We start from the raw sequence: 19,641 nt of genomic DNA on the forward strand, positions 1-19,641 counted from the left end.
CGCAATGAAGCAGTACATCGTCGGGATCGACCTCGGCACGAGCAACACGGTCGTCGCGTACGTCGAGGCGGGGTCCGAGGACATCCGCGTGTTCGAGATCGACCAGCTCGTCAGTCCTGGCGAGGTGGCGGCGCGTCCACTGCTGCCGTCCGTGCGCTATCACGCGGCGGCGGGCGAACTCAGCGTGGGGGATCTGCAACTGCCGTGGTCCAGCGCGTCGGACGCCGGCGCGCAGCACGTCGTCGTGGGACGGCTCGCGCGCCATCTCGGCGCGCAGGTGCCGGGGCGGCTCGTCGCGAGCGCGAAGAGCTGGCTGTCGCACGCGTCGGTGGATCGCACCGCGCCAATCCTGCCGTGGGGCGCGGCCGAGGACGTCGACAAGGTCTCGCCGGTCACCGCAAGCGCCAGCTACCTCGCCCATGTGCGCGCGGCGTGGAATCACCGCTTTCCGCATGCGCGGCTGGAAGATCAGGACGTCGTGCTGACGGTGCCCGCGTCCTTCGACGACGGCGCGCGCGCCCTCACCCTCGAAGCCGCGCGCCTCGCGCAGTTGCCCAGATTGCGTCTGCTGGAAGAACCGCAGGCTGCTTTCTACGACTGGTTATTCCGCCATCGCGCCACACTGGCGAGCGACCTCGCCGACACGCGTCTGGTCCTGATCTGCGACGTGGGCGGCGGCACGACCGACTTCACTCTCATCAAGGTGCAGATGCAGGACGGTCAGCCGCAACTGACCCGCATTGGTGTGGGCAATCACCTGATGCTGGGCGGTGACAACATGGATCTCGCGCTGGCTCATCTGGCGGAGAGCCGTCTCTCGACACCGCAGACGCGTTTGTCCGCGGCGAGCCTGTCGCAACTCGTCGAGCGTTGCCGCGCGGCCAAGGAGCAACTGCTCGACGCCGACGCGCCCGAGTCGGTTCCCATCACGCTGCTGGGCGCCGGTTCCAAACTGATTGGCGGCGCGCGCTCGACTCAACTGACACGCGCGGAAGTCGAGCAGATCATCGTGGACGGCTTTTTTCCCGTAGTGGCTGCGGACACGCGGCCGGGGCGGCCGCGCGGCGCGATCGTCGAATTCGGTTTGCCGTATGCGAGCGATCCGGCCATTACGCGGCACGTCGCGGCGTTTTTAAGCAGGCTGGCGGGGCCGGCGCGCGAGGCGCTGGGGCTTCCGGCAATCGTGGCTGACACTGATGCCGGCACGGCGCGGAGTGCAGACGGCTACGCGGACGACACCACGCTGCCCATGCCCGACACCCTCCTGCTGAACGGCGGCGTGTTCCGGGCCGACGCATTGAGCGCGCGCCTCGCGGATACGCTGGGTGGCTGGCGCGGCGCACCGCTGAAAGTGCTGCACAACGAAAACCCGGATATCGCCGTGGCGCGTGGCGCCGTCGCCTATCTGCTGGCGCGCGCCGGTCAGGCGCCGCGCATTGGCGGTGGCTCGCCGCGCAGCTATTTTCTCGCCCTCGACGAAACCGCCGAGGCGCTGCGCGGTGTCTGCGTGCTGCCGCGTGGCGCCGAGGAAGGCCGCGAGATCGCGCTCGCCGATCGCACCTTTGCATTGCGGCTCGATCAACCGGTGCGTTTTCACCTTGTCTCGTCGAATGCGGATACGGCCTGGCAGCCCGGCGAAATCACGGAATTGCCGCTGGGCGAATTCGTGCGCCTGCCGCCCATCGCCACCGTCGTGCATGCCCGCGACGCGCGTCAGGCCGACGAGATACCCGTGCAGCTCGCCACTTCCCTCACGGAAGTGGGCACGCTCGACGTGCACTGCATCGCCGCCGCGGACGCGTCGCAGCGCTGGCTGCTCGAATTCCAGTTGCGCCGCGGCGATGTCAGCGTCAGTGTCTCCGACGACGCGCCCCATCCGGCATTGCCCAAGGCGCTGGAACTGATCGACCGGACCTTCGGCTCGCGCTCACAGAAAGTGGACCCGAAGCAGGTCAAGCGGATGCGCGCCGAACTCGAACACCTGCTCGGTCCGCGCGCGGGCTGGAACAGCGCGCTGCTGCGTGAGCTGTTCGGCGCGTTGTGGGAACGTGCCAAACGGCGTCGACGCTCGGCGGATCACGAGCGCCTGTGGCTGAACCTGGCAGGCTACTGCGTGCGGCCAGGCTTCGGCTATCCGCTCGATGAATGGCGTGTGGAACAACTGTGGAGCCTGTTCGACGACGGCATTCAGTACATCAACGACAGCCAGGTGTGGTCCGAGTGGTGGACCTTGTGGCGGCGCGCGGCGGGCGGGCTGGGTGAGAGCGAACAGTTGATGGTGCTCGACGCGCTCGCCTACATGCAGGCCGCCAGCACGTCGCGCAACAAGCTGCCGTTCGACCCCGCGAAGTCCGGCTACGCGGACATGCTGCGGCTCGAAGCCTCGCTCGAACGCGTGCCGGCCGAGCGCAAGGTGGAACTGGGCGAGCGCCTGCTGGAACGGCTGACGAGGCCCGGCGAAAACCATCAGGGCTGGTGGGCGATTGGCCGGATCGGCGCGCGACGTCCTTTCTACGGCAGCGCGCACAGTGTGGTGCCCGCGGAGGTGGCGGCGCGCTGGCTCGACACGCTGCTCGCGCTCGACTGGAAAAAGGTCGAACCTGCCGCGTTTGCCGCCGTGCAGATCGCACGCATGACGGGTGACAGGTCACGTGATTTGCCTGACGCGTTGCGTGCTGCGGTCGTCAAACGGCTGGAATCCGCGCACGCCGCGGCGAGCTGGATTGCGATGGTGCGTGAGGTGGTGGAACTGGATGAGGCGGACGAGGGTCGCGTGTTCGGTGAGTCGCTGCCGCCGGGGTTGAAGTTGATTGGGTGAGGCGGACTTATTGAAGGCGCGTGGCTGATCCTTGTCACCTCACCTTTATCAATTGACCCAGTCAATCAAACCGGCGTCAACACCGCCTCCCCCGCAAAATGCCTCTCCGCATTCGCGAGGAAGTTATCGACCGCAGCCGTCACCGCTTCCGGCGACCGCCCGGCCGTGTGCGGTGTAAGCACGACGTTCTGCAGTCCGATCAACCCCGCCGGCGCATGCGGTTCGCCCTCGTAGACATCCAGCGCCGCACCGGCAATCTGACCACCATTCAACGCAGCAGCCAGCGCGGCCGTATCCACCACACTGCCACGCGACACGTTCACCAGGAAGCCTTGGGGTCCCAGTGCTTCGAGCACCGCCTGATTCACGAGATGTTTCGTGCCCGCGCCGCCCACCGTCGTGACGACGAGAAAATCGCACCATTGCGCGAGGTCCGTGACGCTGTCGAAATAGCGCAACTGCTCGCCCTCACGCGGCTTGCGGTTGTGATACCCCAGCTCCATGTCGAAGCCGGCGCCACGGCGGGCCACCTTCTGTCCGATGTGGCCCAGGCCGAGAATGCCGAGGCGCTTGCCCGACACGTTGGGGCGCATCGGCAGGTTGTCGCGCCATGCGCCCTGGCGAGTCGCGGTATCGAGTTGCGGCAGATCGCGCACCACCGCGAGCAGCAGGGCGAACGCGTGATCGGCCACGCAGTTGTCGTTGGTGCCCGCGCCATTGGCCACCGCAATGCCGCGGCCGCGCGCGTGATCCACGGCGATGTTTTCGTAACCGGCACCCAGCGCGCTAACGAAGCCCACTTGCGGCATCTGGTCGATCTCGGCCTCCGTCAAGCCGGTGGTGCCGTTGGTCAGCACCGCGCGGAACGTCCCGCCATGCTGCGCGATCGCAGCGGCGCGGCTGGCGTCGTCCGGCGCATAGGTGATGTCGAAAGCGCTCTCGATGCGGGCGAGACTCGTCTCGCTCAGGTGGATCAGGATCAACAGGGAAGGTTTCATGACCTCGGCGCGCGCAGGGCGGGACAGGAACACAGCGGAAAGTGTAACAAGGGCCCGCCCGTCGTGCTGACGGTGACGGACAGTGACAAGGCGCCACCCCGGCTCAAGTTCGCCAGTCGCCCTGCCGTTAGCATCCTGAAGGGCGGCTCTGCCAGCATGGAGGACCGGGGCATATCGGAACACGCCGGGCCGCGTCGCCGCAATAGTTATTGACCCGTCTGCTGTGCGCGCCCAAAGCCGTCTTAGAATAGCGTCTCCATTGATTTCGGAATCGTCATGCTGGATATCCGCAGTGCCCAAGACTCGCCACGCGATCCGTCGTCTGCCCGCGACGATTCGGAGATGTTCGAGCTGGCTCCCGTTTCGCTGTGGCTGGAAGACTTCAGCGGCGTGCGCGCGCTCTTCGACGCGTGGCGCGCTGCCGGCGTGACCGATCTGCGTGCTCACTTCAAGGACCATCCCGACCTCGTCGCGCAGTGCGCGCAAAGCATTCGCGTCATCAAGGTCAATCAGAAGACTCTCGCGCAGTTCGAAGCGGCGGATTTCGCCGCCCTCACCGCCAATCTCGGCGCCGTGTTCCGCGACGACATGCTGAAAACCCATCTGGAGGAGCTGTGCCAGCTCTGGGCCGGCCAGACCAGCTTCATGAGCCAGACGGTCAACTACACGCTGGGCGGACGCCGCCTCGACGTGCTACTCAAGGGCACGCTGCTGCCCGGTCATGAAGCGCAGTGGGATCGCGTGCTGATCTCAACGGAAGACATCACCGAACTCGAAGGCGCGCGCCATCGCATCACGGCCGCCGAGCAGTACACGCGCGGGCTGTTCGAACATTCGCCGGTGTCGTTGTGGGTGGAAGATTTCAGCGCCGTCAAACGCCTGCTCGATGACGCGCGCGCAGCCGGCATCGCGGATTTTCGGGTCTTCACGGACGTGCACCCGGAATTCGTCGAACGCTGCATGCAGGAGATTCACGTGCTCGACGTGAACCAGCACACGCTGGAGATGTTTGCCGCGCCGGATAAAAAGACCCTGCTGTCGCGCCTCGCCGACGTGTTCCGCGACGACATGCGGCCGCATTTCCGCGAGCAGTTGATCGACCTGTGGGACGGCAAGCTGTTCCAGCAACGCGAAGTGCTCAACTACTCGCTGGACGGCAACGAGCTGCACGTGCATCTGCAGTTCTCCGTGCTGCCGGGCAACGAGCGCAACTGGGACCTGGTGCTGGTGGCGCTCACCGACATCACCGCGCGCAAGAAAGCCGAAGCCTACCTGGAGTTTCTCGGCAAGCACGACGTGCTGACCAAGCTGCGCAACCGTTCGTTCTACGTGGATGAACTCAACCGGCTCGAACGCAAGGGGCCATTCCCGGTCACGGTGATCATGGCCGACCTCAATGGTTTAAAACGCATCAACGACCAGTTGGGTCATGCGGCCGGCGACGCATTGTTGCGCCGCGCCGGCGAAGTACTCGCCAAGGCAATGGAGACGCCGTTTCACGCGGCGCGGATTGGCGGTGACGAATTTGCGATTCTGATGCCGAGCACGGATGAGCGCGGCGGCGCGGCGATGATCGAGACGATCCGTCAGCTGCTCGATCTCAACAACCAGTTCTATCCAGGTTCCGTGCTGAGCTTCTCAATGGCGGCTGCAACCTGCCAGCAAGGCGAGCGGCTCGAAGCCGCGGTGCAACGGGCCGATCTGCTGATGTACGACGAAAAGCGCGCGCACTATGCGAATCAGGATCCGCCGGTGCAGGGTGGGAACTGAAGACGTCTGGCTTCACGCGCGGTTTTTGCGCGCACCCCTCTCCCAACCAGAACTCACTCAAACCGCCGTGACATAGCGCTGCGCCGGCGCCTGGATCACGGCGCGCGCCGGCGGCGGCGAATCGAATACCGCACGCATGCGCTTCACTTCGTCCACGGGGCTCAGTCCGAACAGCCGCTTGAACTCGCGGCTGAACTGCGAGGCGCTCTCATAACCGACCCGCGCCGCGGCCGCTCCCGCATTCAGGCCGTCCTGCACCATCAACAGGCGCGCGTGATGTAGCCGCGTGGTCTTGACGTACTGCATCGGCGAAGTGGCGGTCACGCCCTTGAACTGCGCGTGAAACACGGCGAGGCTCATGCCGGCTTCGCGCGCGAGCGTGTCGACATCCAGTTCGCCGCGGTAATCCGAGTGAATCCGCCGCAGCGCCTTGGCGATGCGGCCAAAGTGATGCTGATGCGTAAGCGCCGCGCGGATCGCGTCGCCCTGCTCGCCTGTCAGCACGCGGTAACAGATCTCGCGCATGATGGACGGCGCCAGAATGCGCGCGTCGAGCGGTGACGCCAGCGCTTCCAGCAAACGCTGCACGGCGTTGCACATGACCGGATCGAGCGGCGTCGAATAGATGCCGCGTGGTTCGGTGAAGGTGGTCCCGTGCGTTTCGTTCAGCGCCATCAGCAATTCCGCCACCACGGTCAGGTCCACCCGTACCGAGATGCCGAGGAACGGCTCCTCGACACTGGCCTCCGTTTCACATTCGAACGGCAGCGGCACCGACAGTACCAGGTACTGCTGGGCGTCGTAGAAAAACGTCTTGTCACCCAGATAGCCGCGCTTGCGGCCCTGACACACCACCACGATGCTCGGCTCGTACATCACCGGCATACGCGGCATGGGGCGGTTCGAACGCATGAACTTGACGCCGTCCAGACACGACTGCGTGAAGCCTTCCTGCGGCGCGAGCGTGTCGAACAGCGCGACCATGCGCTGCTGCTCCGGACTGATTGCAGAACAGCTCGTTTGTGTAGCTTCCATGACTCGGGTCACTATTGCGGCAGAGGATAAGGCTTGAAATTTATCACCAAACCGCCTATAGCGCTCACCACCAGGAGAAATAGGCAAACCTTCGAGATATTCAGGTATTCCCGAGGTGGGTCCGGCTGCCTAAGATGGGAACCCTGCCGGAACGCCTTTTGTCACGTCCAGTTAGTTGTCCACGCTGCGCAGTATGCCGTGCGCCGCTCGCAGCAAAGACGCAGTCAAGACGCAACGAAGACGCAGTTCCCCGTTGATCCCGGTTTCCTGCAAGGTGCAGCCGTCTCGGCGACAACCCGTCGCCACCGTCGGCGCCTTGTGCAATCCATCCTTTTCAGGAGCACTCATGTCCACGACTTACGCTTATGCCGCGACCGACGCCAAGTCGAAGCTCGCCCCATTCGAATTCCAGCGCCGCGAACTGCGCGCCCATGACGTGCAAATGGAAGTGCTGTTCTGCGGCGTGTGCCACTCCGACCTGCACACCGCGCGCAACGAATGGAAGAACACGGTGTACCCGGCCGTGCCCGGTCACGAAATCGTCGGTCGTGTCACGTCCGTTGGTCCGGACGTCACGAAGTACAAAGCTGGCGACCTGGTCGGCGTCGGCTGCCTCGTCGACTCGTGCCGCACCTGCCCGAGTTGCTCGGAAGGTCTCGAGCAGTTCTGCGAGAACGGTTTTGTCGGCACGTACAACGGCCAGGATCGCGTGTCGGGCGAGAACACGCTTGGTGGTTATTCGACGCAACTGGTGGTGGACGAAGCCTTCGTGCTGAGCGTGCCGGACAACCTCGACGCCGCCGGCGTGGCACCGCTGCTGTGCGCGGGCATCACGTTGTATTCGCCGCTGCGCACCTGGGGCGCGGGTCCCGGCAAGAAAGTGGGCATCGTCGGCCTGGGCGGCCTCGGCCATATGGGCGTGAAGCTCGCACGGGCGATGGGCGCGCATGTCGTGCTGTTCACGACCTCGCCGTCGAAAGTCGAAGATGCCAAACGCCTCGGCGCGCATGAAGTGGTGATTTCGAAGAACCAAGAGGAAATGAATGCGCATCTGAACAGCTTCGACCTCATCGTCAACACCGTGGCCGCGCAGCACGACCTGAACCCGTTCCTCAACCTGTTGCGCCGCGACGCCACGATGGTGCTGGTCGGCGCGCCTGAACACGATCACCCGTCGCCGCAAGTGTTCAACCTGATCATGAAGCGCCGCCGTCTGGCCGGTTCGCTGATTGGCGGCATCGCCGAAACGCAGGAAATGCTGGATTTCTGCGGTGAGCATGGAATTACATCGGACATCGAACTGATTCCGATGCAGCAGATTAACGATGCATATGAGCGCATGTTGAAGAGCGATGTGAAGTATCGCTTCGTCATCGACCTCGACTCGCTCAGGCAGTAACTGCCGGCCGTTTTTCAGGGCTCAGTTTTTAGCCTGGTTTCATTCCGGTAGTTCCACAGGTCGTCACGCCGGCTGGCGTTTAGTTGGTTCCCTGATCCAGCCAGCCCGCCGTGATGCACAGGCCGCGTCTTCTGCGGCGGCCTGCCCTGCTCCCGCCACGCATCGTCTGCCGACACGCCTCCTCCACGGGACGGGGCGCGTTGGCTGTACGTCCTTGATTCGGATTGTCCCGCTTGGTTGTTTGCACAGGAGATTGCCCGTGATTGACCGTATTCAGGCGATGCGCACGTTTATCCGTATCGTCGATACCCATAGTTTCACGCGTGCCGCGCAATCGTTGGACATGCCGCGCGCGACCGCGACCACGCTGGTGCAGAATCTCGAAGCCCTGCTTGGCACCGCGCTGCTGGTGCGCACGACGCGGCGTCTGAGCCTGACGCCGGAAGGCGCGGAGTATTACGATCGTTGTACGCAGATCCTTGCCGATATCGACGAGATGGAAGCGAGCCTGCGCCATGCCGCCGATCATCTGAGCGGCCGCCTGCGCGTGGAGATGCCGGCGGCGGTGGCGACCGCGCTGGTGCTGCCTGCGCTCGACGATTTCCACGCGCGCTTTCCCAACATCGATCTGGCGATCGGCGTCAGCAATCGCCCGGTGGATCTGGTGGGCGAGGCGGTGGACTGCAGCATCCAGTTAGGCGAGTTGCCTGATTCGGGGCTGGTGGCGCGGCGTCTGGGCAGCCTCGAACACGTGACCTGCGCAAGCCCTGACTATCTCGAACGCTACGGCATGCCGAACGATCTGGATGATCTGGCAAGGCACGTGGCGGTGAATTGTCTGTCGCCGCATAACGGGCGCGCGGTCGACTTCGATTTCGAAGTGGGCGGCAGCGCGCTCAACGTGAAGGTGGATGGCTTCGTGAAGGTGAGCGACGAGCAGGCCTATCTGACCTGCGGTCTGCAAGGGCTGGGCCTCATCCAGCCTGCGCGGATTGCCGCGCAGCCTTACCTCGACGCAGGGCTGCTGCGCGAGGTGCTGCCGCAGTGGAAGCCCACGCCGATGACGGTATCGGTGGCGTATGTGAAGAACCGCCGCGTGTCGCCGCGCGTACGGGCCTTCGTCGACTGGCTGGCGGTGCTGTTCGAACAGGCGGAGAGCGTCGATCAGGATCTGTCGCGGGTGCGGCAGTTGATGCGGGGGTTGCATCCGGCTTGATGGGGGTGATCGAGGAAAGGGACGCCGTGTCGAAAACGCGGCGCTTCCCCTTGCGAAACCCATCGCCTCGACGCATGCACGATCAGAACAGATTGCACTGAACGGTTTCGTCAAATTTAGTCACGCGCATTGACCGGAGATTCTCGCGCGGATTATTTTCCACACCACGACGTAACCGAGCGCCTCTTATATGTACGTGGATCCTGACCCGGCGAGCATGCCGAAGCCCACCTGGAAAACCAGGCTAATCGTGGCGCTTGGTTTTGTCATCATGGTCGTTCTTGCACGAGACAAGTCGCATTTGCAGATAGCCACCGACTACAGGATCTTCACTTCGGTGAAGGAATCCGAATTGATCCACACGTCTGCGACTTTTGTTTCCATCAGTCCATTGACAGGGGCGCCGCCCGATCACGAGATTCAGACAATCGAATTCCCGGACGGCCATCGTGCGTCGGCCCGCTTCGTTGAACTTCCCACCGCTATCCCACGCAAACAACGCAGAGTTGGCCTTGGTAACTTTCAAGGCCATTCTCTCTGGAGACTCACCGATTGCACCAGACTCGATTTCGAATTGTTCAAGGACGCTCCGTCGTATTACTGGATTTATGCCGTTAGCTGCGACGGGGAGCCTGTATTGAGTTACCCGGACACCATGCGCTATTTGAGCAAGCAGATGGATGTACTTGGTGTGGACCGAGACCCATACGGACCGATCACCCGCTTTTTCGTCAAGTTTCTGTAGAAGCCTTGCGTTCTTTTGACATGTTCAGAAGCACATTTAACCGCCGATCCCGCACCACCTGCCAGGGGCGCAGCGCATACGCAAGCGACGCGAAGCCGCTCCAGATATGCACGAGCCGCGTGAACGGGAAGATCAGGAACAACGTCATCCCGAGCACCATATGGGTCTTGAAGACCCAGCTCGCCTCGGCGACGAGCGCAGCCGCCCCCGCCTGAAACGTCACGATATGCTGGGCCCAGCCGGCCAGCGCGAGCATCATGCTGCCGTCCAGATGCTGCGCGGAAAGCGGGATCGTGCCCAGACCCAATACCACCTGCAACCAGAGCAGTACGAGCAGAACGATATCGCTCGGCTTCGAATGCGTGCGTATCCGGACGTCGCCAAGACGACGCCACAACAGCAGCGTCAAGCCCACGAAGGTCAGCAGGCCGGCGATTCCGCCAGACACCATCGCCACCACCTGTTTCGCGCCGGCGCTGATCAACGACTCGTACAGCGCATGCGGCGTGAGCATGCCGAAGAAATGCCCGAACAGCAGAAACAGCACGCCGATGTGAAACAGATTGCTGCCACAGCGCAGTGTGCCCATGCGCAACAGTTGCGACGAGTCGCTCTTCCACGTGTACTGATCACGGTCGTAGCGCAACAGGCTGCCGATCAAAAACACCGCGAGACAGACGTAGGGGTAGATGCCAAACAAAAAACTGTCGAGGTAGGTCATGCCGGGGTTCCTTGAATCGGTCTCGTGCGGTCCGGCGCAGCCTCGCGCGGGACGAACTGGATTGGCTGAACGCGCGGCGCGCTCCCCTGGCCGGTAGCGGAACATCCGGCAAATGCCGCTGGCTCCGCCCATTGTTCATCGAGTTCGGGCACGGGCCCGTGTTCGCGTTCGTGTTGCTGTTGGCGTTCGGCTTCCGCCGCGCCGACGCACCGCTCGTCGGCGAGCACTGGCACCCCGGCAAGATCCAGCGCCGCCGCCAGCGCCGCCGCATAAGGACTGCGCTCGCGAACCAGCGCGGTGTGAATGGCCTGCATCAGATGTGCGATCTCGCCCAGGAACGCCCTGGCAACGTCTTCCGTTTGCATGGCGGCAAACTCCAGCACGACCGGCAGATAGTCAGGCAGTTCGCCGGGGGCAAGCAGCAACCCCTGCTGCGCATAGGTTTCCTGCAGATCGATCAGGGCCGGGCCACGCTCGCGCGAATCGCCGTGCACATGTTCGAACAGGTGCAGCGAAGTCCGCCGTCCCCGGTCGAAGGTATCCACATAGCGGGCTTCGGCTTCGAGCGGATCGGTTGCGCACAGATCGTCCATCAATGCCGCCAGCGCCAGGCGCGACGCGTCGCTCAGCACGCTTTCAGTATCAGCGAGGGCATGCGTTTGCAAGGCCTCCTTGAGCTGCGGCAAGTGCGTGCGCAACGCCGCGTCCGGGTAGCCCAGCAGCGCGGCGATCACGCGCGCCGTCACATAGTGCGATTGGTTCGTCATGCTTTACTCTCAGGCAGCGGATTTGATCGGAATGGTGCGTTTCTTCTTGCCGCCGAACAGGCTCGCCTCGCTCGTGCCATCCGAGCAGCCGTTGCCGAACGAGAATCCACAGCCGCCCTTCAGTTCGTACAGATTTTCCGCATACTCGCGGTGCGTGCTCGGCACCACGAAGCGGTCCTCGTAGCTGGCGAGCGCCATCACGCGGTACATGTCCTCCACTTCCGCGCGGCTCATGCCGACCTGCGCCAGCACGGCCAGGTTCTCGCGGCCGTCCACGTGCTTTTCGCGCTGATAGGCGCGCATGGCCAGCATGCGTTCGAGCGCGCGCACGACGGGCGCTTCGTCGCCCGCTGTCAACAGATTGGCCAGATAGCGCAGCGGAATACGCAACTGCGTCACGTCGGGGATCGCGCCATGCATGCTCATGCCGCCCGTGCTGGCTGCCGTCGTGATGGGCGAGAGCGGCGGCACATACCAGACCATCGGCAAGGTGCGGTATTCGGGGTGCAACGGCAGCGCCACTTTCCACTCCATCGCCATCCGGTACACCGGGCTTGTCTTCGCGGCATCGAGCCACGCTTCGGGAATTCCGTCCGCGCGAGCCTGGGCGATGATCGCCGGGTCGTGAGGATCGAGGAATACGTCGAGCTGCGCCTGGTACAGATCGGTTTCGCGCTCCACCGAGGCCGCCTCTTCGATCCGGTCCGCGTCGTAGAGCAGCACGCCGAGATAGCGGATACGTCCCACGCAGGTTTCCGAGCACACCGTGGGCTGCCCGCTCTCGATGCGCGGGTAGCAGAAGATGCATTTCTCCGCCTTGCCCGACTGCCAGTTATAGTAGATCTTCTTGTACGGACACCCCGAGACGCACATGCGCCAGCCACGGCATTTGTCCTGATCGATCAGCACGATGCCGTCTTCCTCGCGCTTGTAAATCGAGCCAGACGGACAGCTCGCCACACACGCCGGATTCAGGCAGTGCTCACACAACCGTGGCAGATACATCATGAAGGTGTTTTCGAACTGCCCGTAGATGTCTTTCTGCACGTCGTCGAAATTGCTGTCCTTGCTGCGCTTCTCGAACTCGCCGCCAAGAATCTCTTCCCAGTTGGGACCCCATTCGATTTTCTCCATGCGCTTGCCGGTGATCAGGCTGCGCGGACGCGCCACCGGCGCGGCTTTGCTCTCGGGCGCGGACTGCAGATGGTCGTAGTCGAAGGTGTACGGCTCGTAGTAGTCGTCGATCTGAGGCAGATTCGGATTGGCGAAAATGCGCGCCAGCACTTTCAACCGGCTGCCCTGACGCGGCTCGATCGCGCCGTCCGCGCGCCGTTGCCAGCCGCCGTTCCATTTGTCCTGGTTCTCCCATTGCTTCGGATAACCAATGCCCGGCTTCGTCTCGACATTGTTGAACCACGCGTATTCCACGCCCTGGCGGTTGGTCCAGACGTTCTTGCAGGTCACCGAGCAGGTGTGACAGCCGATGCACTTGTCGAGATTGAGCACCATGCCGATCTGTGCGCGAATTTTCATGCCCGAACTCCCTTGTTTGCCGCGTTGCTCGCGACGGCGTGCTCGTCATCCAGCCAGTCCACCTTCGCCATCTTTCGCACGATGACAAATTCGTCGCGGTTGGTGCCGATGGTTCCGTAGTAGTTGAAGCCATAGCTCAGTTGCGCATAGCCGCCAATCATGTGAGTGGGCTTGAGTACGATGCGGGTCACCGAGTTATGGATGCCGCCGCGCGTACCAGTGATTTCCGAGCCCGGCACGTTGATGATCTTTTCCTGCGCGTGATACATCATCACCATGCCGGGGTTGACGCGCTGGCTCACCACCGCGCGCGCGGCAATGGCGCCGTTGGTGTTGAACAGTTCGACCCAGTCGTTGTCCACGATGCCCGCCTTCCGCGCGTCGTCCTCGCTGAGCCAGATCACGGGGCCGCCACGGTTGAGCGTCAGCATCAGCAGGTTGTCGCTGTACGTGCTGTGGATGCCCCACTTCTGGTGCGGCGTGATGAAGTTCAGCGCGATTTCCGTGTGGCCATTGGGCCGGCGATCCTGCATCGGCGAAGCAGCCTTCAAATCGACCGGCGGCCGGTAGCTCACGAATCCTTCGCCGAAATCGCGCATCCACGGATGGTCCTGATAGAACTGCTGGCGCCCGGTCAGGGTGCGCCACGGAATCAGTTCGTGGACGTTGGTATAGCCCGCGTTGTACGAAACCTTTTCGCTTTCCAGACCGCTCCACGTGGGTGACGAAATGATCTTGCGCGGCTGCGCCTGCACATCGCGATAACGGATCTTCTCGTCCTCGCGATGCATGGCCAGATGAGTGTGATCGCGGCCGGTGATCTTCGAGAGCGCTTCCCATGCCTTGACCGCCACGTGGCCGTTGGTTTCCGGCGCGAGCATCAGCACGACTTCGCATGCGTCGATGTCGCTGTCGATCTTCGCCAGCCCCTCAGTCGTCCCCGCCTCGCGCACCGTGCCATTCAGTTCGGCCAGTTGCGCGACTTCGGTGCCGGTTGGCCACGTGATGCCCTTGCCGCCATTGCCCACCTTGTCCATCAACGGACCGAGCGCCGTGAAACGCTTGTACACGTTCGGGTAGTCGCGTTCGATCACGCTCACCTGCGGCGCGGTCTTGCCCGGCACGAGCGCGCATTCGCCGCGCTTCCAGTCGCGCACCTCGAAGGGCTGCGCCAGTTCACCCGGCGTGTCGTGCATCATCGGGCTCAGCACGACGTCCTGCTCCACGCCGAGATGCCCGACGCACACTTCACTGAATGTCTTCGCGAAGCCTTTGTAGATCTCCCAGTCGCTGCGCGCCTGCCACGCCGGATCCACTGCGCTCGACAGCGGGTGGATGAACGGATGCATGTCGCTCGTATTCAGGTCGTTCTTTTCGTACCAGGTCGCCGTGGGCAGCACGATGTCCGAATAAAGACAGGTCGTGCTCATGCGGAAATCCAGCGTGACCAGCAGGTCGAGCTTGCCTTCGGGCGCCTTGTCATGCCATTGCACTTCCTGCGGCTTTGCATCGTCCGCGCCAAGGTCACGGCCTTGCACGCCGTGCTTCGTACCCAGCAAATGCTTCAGGAAGTACTCGTGCCCCTTGCCGGACGAGCCGAGCAGATTGGACCGCCAGACGAACATGTTACGCGGCCAGTTGTCCGGATGATCCGGGTCTTCGCAACTCATGCGCAGCGAGCCGTCCGTCAGGCTGCGCGCCACATGCTCTTTGGGCTCGACGCCGGCTGCGCGTGCAGCACGCGCCACCTGCAGCGGATTGCTCTGCAACTGCGGCGCGGACGGCAGCCAGCCCATGCGTTCGGCGCGCACGTTGTAGTCGATCAGCGAACCGGCATGGCGCGTCTGGTCCGCGAGCGGCGAGAGAATTTCCTCGACGCCGAGTTTCTCGTAGCGCCACTGATCCGTATGGGCATAGAAGAAGCTGGTGGAGTTCATCTGGCGCGGCGGACGCAGCCAGTCCAGTGCGAAAGCAAGCGCCGTCCAGCCGGTTTGCGGGCGCAGCTTTTCCTGGCCGACGTAATGGGCCCAGCCGCCGCCGCTCTGGCCCACGCAACCGCACAGCATCAGCAGGTTGATCACTCCGCGGTAATTCATGTCGGCGTGATACCAGTGATTCATCGCCGCGCCGATTATGATCATCGACTTGCCGTGCGTGCGCTCCGCGTTGTCCGCGAACTCGCGCGCCACGGTGATGACCTGGGCGCGCGGCACGCCGGTGATCTTCTCCTGCCAGGCGGGCGTGTACGGCACATCGTCGTCGTAACTCGCCGCGCCGCCGCAGCCGCTCTCTACCCCGCGGTCTACCCCATAATTCGCGGCCAGCAGATCGAACACGGTGGCGACCAGCGCTTCGCGCGCTTCACCGTGCTTGCCGAGCGGGATGCGCACGGCCGGCACCGAGCGCGCCAGCACGTCAGCTTGCTTGCTGGCAGTGAAATGCGGCGTGTCGATGCCGCCAAAGTAAGGAAAGCCAACCGTCACGATGTCATGCGGCTGCGCGCCGTCTTCGAGCACGGAGAGCCTGAGCGTAACCTCGTCGCCGTGCCGGCCCTCCTTTGCTTCGAGATTCCAGCGGCCCGCGTCCGCGCGGCCTTCCGGACCCCAGCGAAAGCCGATCGAACCATGTGGCAACACCACCTTGCCCGTCTGGTCGAAGGCCACGGTTTTCCACTCGGGGTGATTGTCCTGGCCGAGCTGACCGTTGAAGTCGCTCGCGCGCACGTAACGGTCGGGCACCATCACGGTGCGACCGTCGGGCAGCGTCTGTTCCTTGAGCAGGACGAGCAACGGCAGATCGGTGTAGCGCCGTGCATAGTCGTCGAAATAGGCGCTGCGCCGCTCGAAATAGAACTCGCGCAGGATCACGTGGCCCATCGCCATCGCGAGCGCCGCGTCGGTGCCTTGCCGTGGATGCAGCCACAGGTCGGCCAGTTTGCTGACTTCAGCGTAGTCCGGTGTGACCGCAACGGTCTTGGCACCGCGATAGCGCACTTCGGTGAAAAAATGCGCGTCGGGCGTGCGGGTCTGCGGCACGTTCGAACCCCACGCAATCAGGTAGCTCGAGTTGTACCAGTCGGCTGATTCCGGCACGTCGGTCTGCTCGCCCCACACTTGCGGACTGGACGGCGGCAGGTCGCAGTACCAGTCGTAAAAGCTCATGCACACGCCGCCGATCAGGCTCAGGTAGCGGCTGCCCGCCGCGTAGCTCACCATCGACATGGCCGGAATCGGCGAGAAGCCGATGATGCGATCCGGTCCGTGCTGCTTGATGGTGTAGACATTGGCGGCGGCAATGATCTCGTTGATCTCGTCCCACTCAGCCCGTACGAACCCGCCGAGGCCGCGCTGGCTCTGATAGTCGCGGCGTTGCGCGTCGTTTTCGACGAGAGTCGCCCATGCGTCGACGGCGCTCAGCGCCACCGCTCGCGCCGCACGCCAATGCTTGAGCAGCCGGGCGCGCACCAGCGGGTATTTCACGCGGTTCGCGCTATACAGGTACCAGCTATAGCTCGCGCCGCGCGCACAGCCACGCGGTTCGTGATTGGGCAGATCGGCGCGGGTGCGCGGGTAGTCGGTCTGCTGAGTCTCCCATGCAACGATGCCGCCCTTCACGTGAATCTTCCACGAACACGAGCCGGTGCAGTTCACGCCGTGTGTCGAGCGCACGATCTTGTCGTGCTGCCAGCGGTTCCGATAAGCGTCTTCCCACGTGCGGTCCTCGCCCGTGGTCACGCCGTGGCCGTTTGCGAAACGCGCCCTGGGCTGCGAAAAGTATTTGAGTTTGTCGAGAAAGTGGCTCATGGTGTGGGTCCGTTAGCGTTTGGTTGGCATGCCGCGCTCAGCACGGCATCTCGGCGTGGCGCCGCGCGTAGAACCACCATGTCAGTCCAATGCACAGCAGGTAGAAAGCGAAGAAACCGTACAGCGCGAGTTCGGGGCCGCCGGTGGCGACAATCGAACTACCGTAGCTCTTCGGAATGAAGAAGCCACCGTATGCGCCGATTGCACCCGCAAAACCGATGGCAGCCGCGCCCTCGGTATTGCCTTCACGGTTCGCGTGCGCGAGGGCTTCCGCATCGTTGGTACGTACGCCGCGCAAACGCAGATTGAGAAAGATCACGGGGATCATGCGAAAGGTCGACCCGTTACCGATCCCGGTGGTGAGAAAGAGCAGCAGAAACATGACGAAGAAGCCAGCGAAGCTGCCCTGCTCCGAACCCCAGGGCAACGCAAATGCCGAGCCACCCGTCTTCGGCAGGAAATACACCACGCCCGCCACCGCGAGCGCCATCACGACGAAGTTCCATAGCGTGACGCGTGCGCCGCCCAGACGATCCGCGAGCCAGCCGCCCACCGGACGGATGGCCGCGCCAAGCAGCGGACCGACCCATGCATAGGTCAACGGATTGACGTCGGGAAAGAGCGCCTTGACCAGCAGCGGGAAGCCCGCGGCATAACCGATGAACGAGCCGAACGTGCCGAGATAGAGCGTGCACATGAGCCAGTTGTGGCGGCTGCGGAAAATCGCCGCCTGGGTTGCGAACGATGCCCTGGCGTCGGCCAGATCGTTCATGCCGAACCAGGCCGCCAGCGCGGAGATGGCGATCCACGGCACCCAGATAAAGGCGGCGTTCTGCATCCAGACGAGCGAGCTATGGCCAGCCTTGAGCATGGTCTGGGGTTCGCCGCCGAGCACCCCGAAAATGCCGGCCGTCACCACCAGCGGCGACAGGAACTGCACCGCCGACACCCCGAGGTTGCCAAAGCCGCCGTTCACGCCGAGCGCCGAGCCCTTGCGCGCCTTCGGAAAGAAGAAGCTGATGTTGGCCATGCTGGAGCTGAAATTGCCGCCGCCGAGACCGCACAGCAAGGCCAGCAGCAACATGGTGGGATAGCTGGTGGTGGGGTCCTGCACCGCGAGACCAATGCCGACGGCGGGAATCAGCAGCGACGCCGTGGAGATTGCCGTCCAGCGCCGGCCGCCGAAAATCGGCACCATGAACGAATAGAAAATCCGCAAGGTGGCGCCGGACAGCGACGGCGCCGCCGCGAGCCAGAACAGTTGATTGGTCGAATAGTGGAAGCCGAGCGAAGGCAGACTCACCGCCACCACGCTCCAGACCTGCCAGATGGCGAAGGCCAGAAACAGCGCGGGCACCGAGATCCACAGATTGAGCCGGGCGATGGATTCGCCCTGCTGTTGCCAGAATGCCTTGTCTTCAGGCATCCAGATTTTGAGCGTGCGGCCAGCCCGCGCGCCCGTTGTCGAGCTATTCATGATCGTGCTCCTGCTTGATGAGCGTCTGTGGCCGGTCCAGTGCGGACCTGCGACGCGGCTGGGTTGCGACCCATCACGTCGGTGCGGCGGACTTCGGTGAGATACATCCAGACGAGCGAGACCCACACCACGCCGTAGAGCAGCATGAATGCACTCGAGCGAACCCCGGTGAGATCGACCAGCAGACCGAACAGGATCGGCAATACGAACCCGCCGAGACCGCCGGCGAGCCCGACGATTCCCGAGATCGCGCCGATGTTCTGCGGGAATTCATCGCCGATGTATTTGAAGACGCTAGCCTTGCCAAACGCAAAGGCAATGCCGAGTACGAACATCAGCACCGTGAACCAGACTACGTTCAGGCCCAGATGAAATGATTTCGGACCACTGACTGAGGCGATGGTGAAATCCGTTTGCGGATAGCTGAGCACGAACAGGCATATCCAGCTCACCCACATGACCCACCAGGTGACGCGATGCGCGCCGTAACGGTCGGAGAGGCCTCCCCCCACCGCGCGCAGGATGCCGCCGGGCAGCGAAAAGCAGGCCGCCAGCAAGGCGGCAGAGCGAATGTCGAGACCGTATTCGTCGACGTAGTAATGCACCATCCACAGCGACAGCGCGACATAACCGCCGAACACGATGCTGTAGTACTGGCAATACTTGAGCACGCGCGGATCCTTGAGCGCCTTCAACTGATCGACGAAGCGGGTCTGGTTCGGCACGAGGTGGGACGGGTCGCTGGCGCTGACGAGCCAGAACAGCACCGCTGCGGCTAGCATGGCGAGTGCGTAGACCTGGGCCACCATGCCCCAGCCGAACGCCACCACGATGGCGGGCGCGACGAACTTGTTGACAGCGGCGCCCGAATTGCCCGCGCCGAAGATGCCCATGGCGAGGCCGCGACGCTCCTGCGGGAACCAGCGCGCCACATAGGGCGTGCCAACCGAAAACGCGCCGCCCGCCAGCCCTACAAAGAGCCCCAGCACGAGGAAATGCCAGTACGCCGTGGCGTAACTCATGAGCCAGATGGCCGGCACGGTGACGAGCATCAGCACGTCCATGACGAGGCGGCCGCCGTAGCGGTCGGTCCAGATGCCGAGCGGCACGCGCACCAGCGAACCGGTCAGCACCGGCAACGCCGCGAGCATGCCGAACTCGGTCTCGTTCAGATGCAATTCCTTGCGGATCGGAATGCCGATCACGCCGAACATCATCCAGACCATGAAGCACACGGTAAACGCTACGGTGCTGACGGCGAGCACAGACCAGGATTGCCGCCTGCGTGCCGCGTCCCAGACTGCCGTTGTCTGTGTCACGCCAATACTCCTTTTTTCATGACATAGACTTTGGCCGATC

Annotated in this window: 13 protein-coding genes; 5 read left to right on the forward strand and 8 right to left on the reverse strand. The window is 63.5% G+C overall.

Annotation, left to right across the window (positions count from 1 at the left end):
* Nucleotides 1-4 precede the first annotated feature (4 nt).
* Nucleotides 5-2,818 carry an Hsp70 family protein gene (locus tag D0B32_RS29690; protein WP_117337907.1) on the forward strand — a complete coding sequence of 938 codons (2,814 nt, stop codon included), beginning with the start codon at nt 5-7 and terminating at the stop codon, nt 2,816-2,818.
* 65 nt (nt 2,819-2,883) lie between these two features.
* Here D0B32_RS29690 and D0B32_RS29695 read toward each other — a convergent pair whose 3' ends face one another.
* On the reverse strand, nt 2,884-3,816 hold the full coding sequence (locus D0B32_RS29695) for a 2-hydroxyacid dehydrogenase (protein ID WP_117337908.1): 933 nt from the start codon (nt 3,814-3,816) through the stop codon (nt 2,884-2,886).
* A 276-nt stretch (nt 3,817-4,092) separates the two neighbouring features.
* Between D0B32_RS29695 and D0B32_RS29700 the strand changes: the two genes are divergently transcribed.
* Complete coding sequence (locus D0B32_RS29700; protein ID WP_117337909.1) at nt 4,093-5,586, forward strand: sensor domain-containing diguanylate cyclase; 1,494 nt, start codon at nt 4,093-4,095, stop codon at nt 5,584-5,586.
* 57 nt (nt 5,587-5,643) lie between these two features.
* Here D0B32_RS29700 and D0B32_RS29705 read toward each other — a convergent pair whose 3' ends face one another.
* The gene (locus D0B32_RS29705) at nt 5,644-6,621 is read right to left on the reverse strand and encodes an AraC family transcriptional regulator (RefSeq protein ID WP_117337910.1); all 978 of its coding nucleotides are present in this window, start codon (nt 6,619-6,621) and stop codon (nt 5,644-5,646) included.
* Nucleotides 6,622-6,967: 346 nt separating this feature from the next.
* Here D0B32_RS29705 and D0B32_RS29710 point away from each other — a divergent pair, with 346 nt between their 5' ends.
* From D0B32_RS29710 to D0B32_RS29720, 3 genes are all read left to right on the forward strand, one after another.
* A complete protein-coding gene (locus D0B32_RS29710) occupies nt 6,968-8,020 on the forward strand; it encodes an NAD(P)-dependent alcohol dehydrogenase (protein ID WP_117337911.1) in 1,053 nt (350 codons plus the stop codon).
* Between the two features lie 259 nt (nt 8,021-8,279).
* On the forward strand, nt 8,280-9,236 hold the full coding sequence (locus D0B32_RS29715) for a LysR family transcriptional regulator (RefSeq protein WP_117337912.1): 957 nt from the start codon (nt 8,280-8,282) through the stop codon (nt 9,234-9,236).
* Between the two features lie 217 nt (nt 9,237-9,453).
* Nucleotides 9,454-9,981 carry a hypothetical protein gene (locus tag D0B32_RS29720; RefSeq protein ID WP_147329590.1) on the forward strand — a complete coding sequence of 176 codons (528 nt, stop codon included), beginning with the start codon at nt 9,454-9,456 and terminating at the stop codon, nt 9,979-9,981.
* Here the strand turns inward: D0B32_RS29720 and narI are convergent.
* From narI to D0B32_RS29750, 6 genes are read right to left on the reverse strand one after another with little or no spacing between them, the layout of a single operon-like run.
* Nucleotides 9,968-10,702, reverse strand: coding sequence for a respiratory nitrate reductase subunit gamma (gene narI, locus D0B32_RS29725; protein WP_117337914.1), 735 nt, complete (start codon nt 10,700-10,702; stop codon nt 9,968-9,970). The two genes, D0B32_RS29720 and narI, sit on opposite strands and share 14 nt — an antisense overlap.
* On the reverse strand, nt 10,699-11,469 hold the full coding sequence (gene narJ / locus D0B32_RS29730; protein WP_117337915.1) for a nitrate reductase molybdenum cofactor assembly chaperone: 771 nt from the start codon (nt 11,467-11,469) through the stop codon (nt 10,699-10,701). Before narJ ends, narI begins: the two co-directional genes overlap by 4 nt.
* Nucleotides 11,470-11,478: 9 nt before the next feature.
* Nucleotides 11,479-13,002, reverse strand: coding sequence for a nitrate reductase subunit beta (gene narH, locus D0B32_RS29735; protein WP_117337916.1), 1,524 nt, complete (start codon nt 13,000-13,002; stop codon nt 11,479-11,481).
* The gene (locus D0B32_RS29740; protein WP_117337917.1) at nt 12,999-16,805 is read right to left on the reverse strand and encodes a nitrate reductase subunit alpha; all 3,807 of its coding nucleotides are present in this window, start codon (nt 16,803-16,805) and stop codon (nt 12,999-13,001) included. Before D0B32_RS29740 ends, narH begins: the two co-directional genes overlap by 4 nt.
* A 37-nt stretch (nt 16,806-16,842) precedes the next feature.
* Complete coding sequence (locus tag D0B32_RS29745; RefSeq protein WP_117337918.1) at nt 16,843-18,282, reverse strand: NarK family nitrate/nitrite MFS transporter; 1,440 nt, start codon at nt 18,280-18,282, stop codon at nt 16,843-16,845.
* Nucleotides 18,279-19,601: a nitrate/nitrite transporter gene (locus D0B32_RS29750; protein WP_259295213.1), complete on the reverse strand. Its 1,323-nt coding sequence runs from the start codon at nt 19,599-19,601 to the stop codon at nt 18,279-18,281. Before D0B32_RS29750 ends, D0B32_RS29745 begins: the two co-directional genes overlap by 4 nt.
* Between the last annotated feature and the right edge of the window lie 40 nt (nt 19,602-19,641).

The organism is Paraburkholderia sp. DHOC27, from assembly GCF_003429005.1.
In the GTDB taxonomy this organism is placed as follows: Bacteria; Pseudomonadota; Gammaproteobacteria; order Burkholderiales; family Burkholderiaceae; genus Paraburkholderia.

What these genes read in the sequence shown, in the direction of transcription:
- D0B32_RS29690 (WP_117337907.1), top strand. Translation starts at nt 5, where the DNA reads ATGAAGCAGTACATCGTCGGGATCGACCTCGGCACGAGCAACACGGTC.
- D0B32_RS29695 (WP_117337908.1), bottom strand. Translation starts at nt 3,816, where the DNA reads ATGAAACCTTCCCTGTTGATCCTGATCCACCTGAGCGAGACGAGTCTC.
- D0B32_RS29700 (WP_117337909.1), top strand. Translation starts at nt 4,093, where the DNA reads ATGCTGGATATCCGCAGTGCCCAAGACTCGCCACGCGATCCGTCGTCT.
- D0B32_RS29705 (WP_117337910.1), bottom strand. Translation starts at nt 6,621, where the DNA reads ATGGAAGCTACACAAACGAGCTGTTCTGCAATCAGTCCGGAGCAGCAG.
- D0B32_RS29710 (WP_117337911.1), top strand. Translation starts at nt 6,968, where the DNA reads ATGTCCACGACTTACGCTTATGCCGCGACCGACGCCAAGTCGAAGCTC.
- D0B32_RS29720 (WP_147329590.1), top strand. Translation starts at nt 9,454, where the DNA reads ATGCCGAAGCCCACCTGGAAAACCAGGCTAATCGTGGCGCTTGGTTTT.
- narI (WP_117337914.1), bottom strand. Translation starts at nt 10,702, where the DNA reads ATGACCTACCTCGACAGTTTTTTGTTTGGCATCTACCCCTACGTCTGT.
- narJ (WP_117337915.1), bottom strand. Translation starts at nt 11,469, where the DNA reads ATGACGAACCAATCGCACTATGTGACGGCGCGCGTGATCGCCGCGCTG.
- narH (WP_117337916.1), bottom strand. Translation starts at nt 13,002, where the DNA reads ATGAAAATTCGCGCACAGATCGGCATGGTGCTCAATCTCGACAAGTGC.
- D0B32_RS29740 (WP_117337917.1), bottom strand. Translation starts at nt 16,805, where the DNA reads ATGAGCCACTTTCTCGACAAACTCAAATACTTTTCGCAGCCCAGGGCG.
- D0B32_RS29745 (WP_117337918.1), bottom strand. Translation starts at nt 18,282, where the DNA reads ATGAATAGCTCGACAACGGGCGCGCGGGCTGGCCGCACGCTCAAAATC.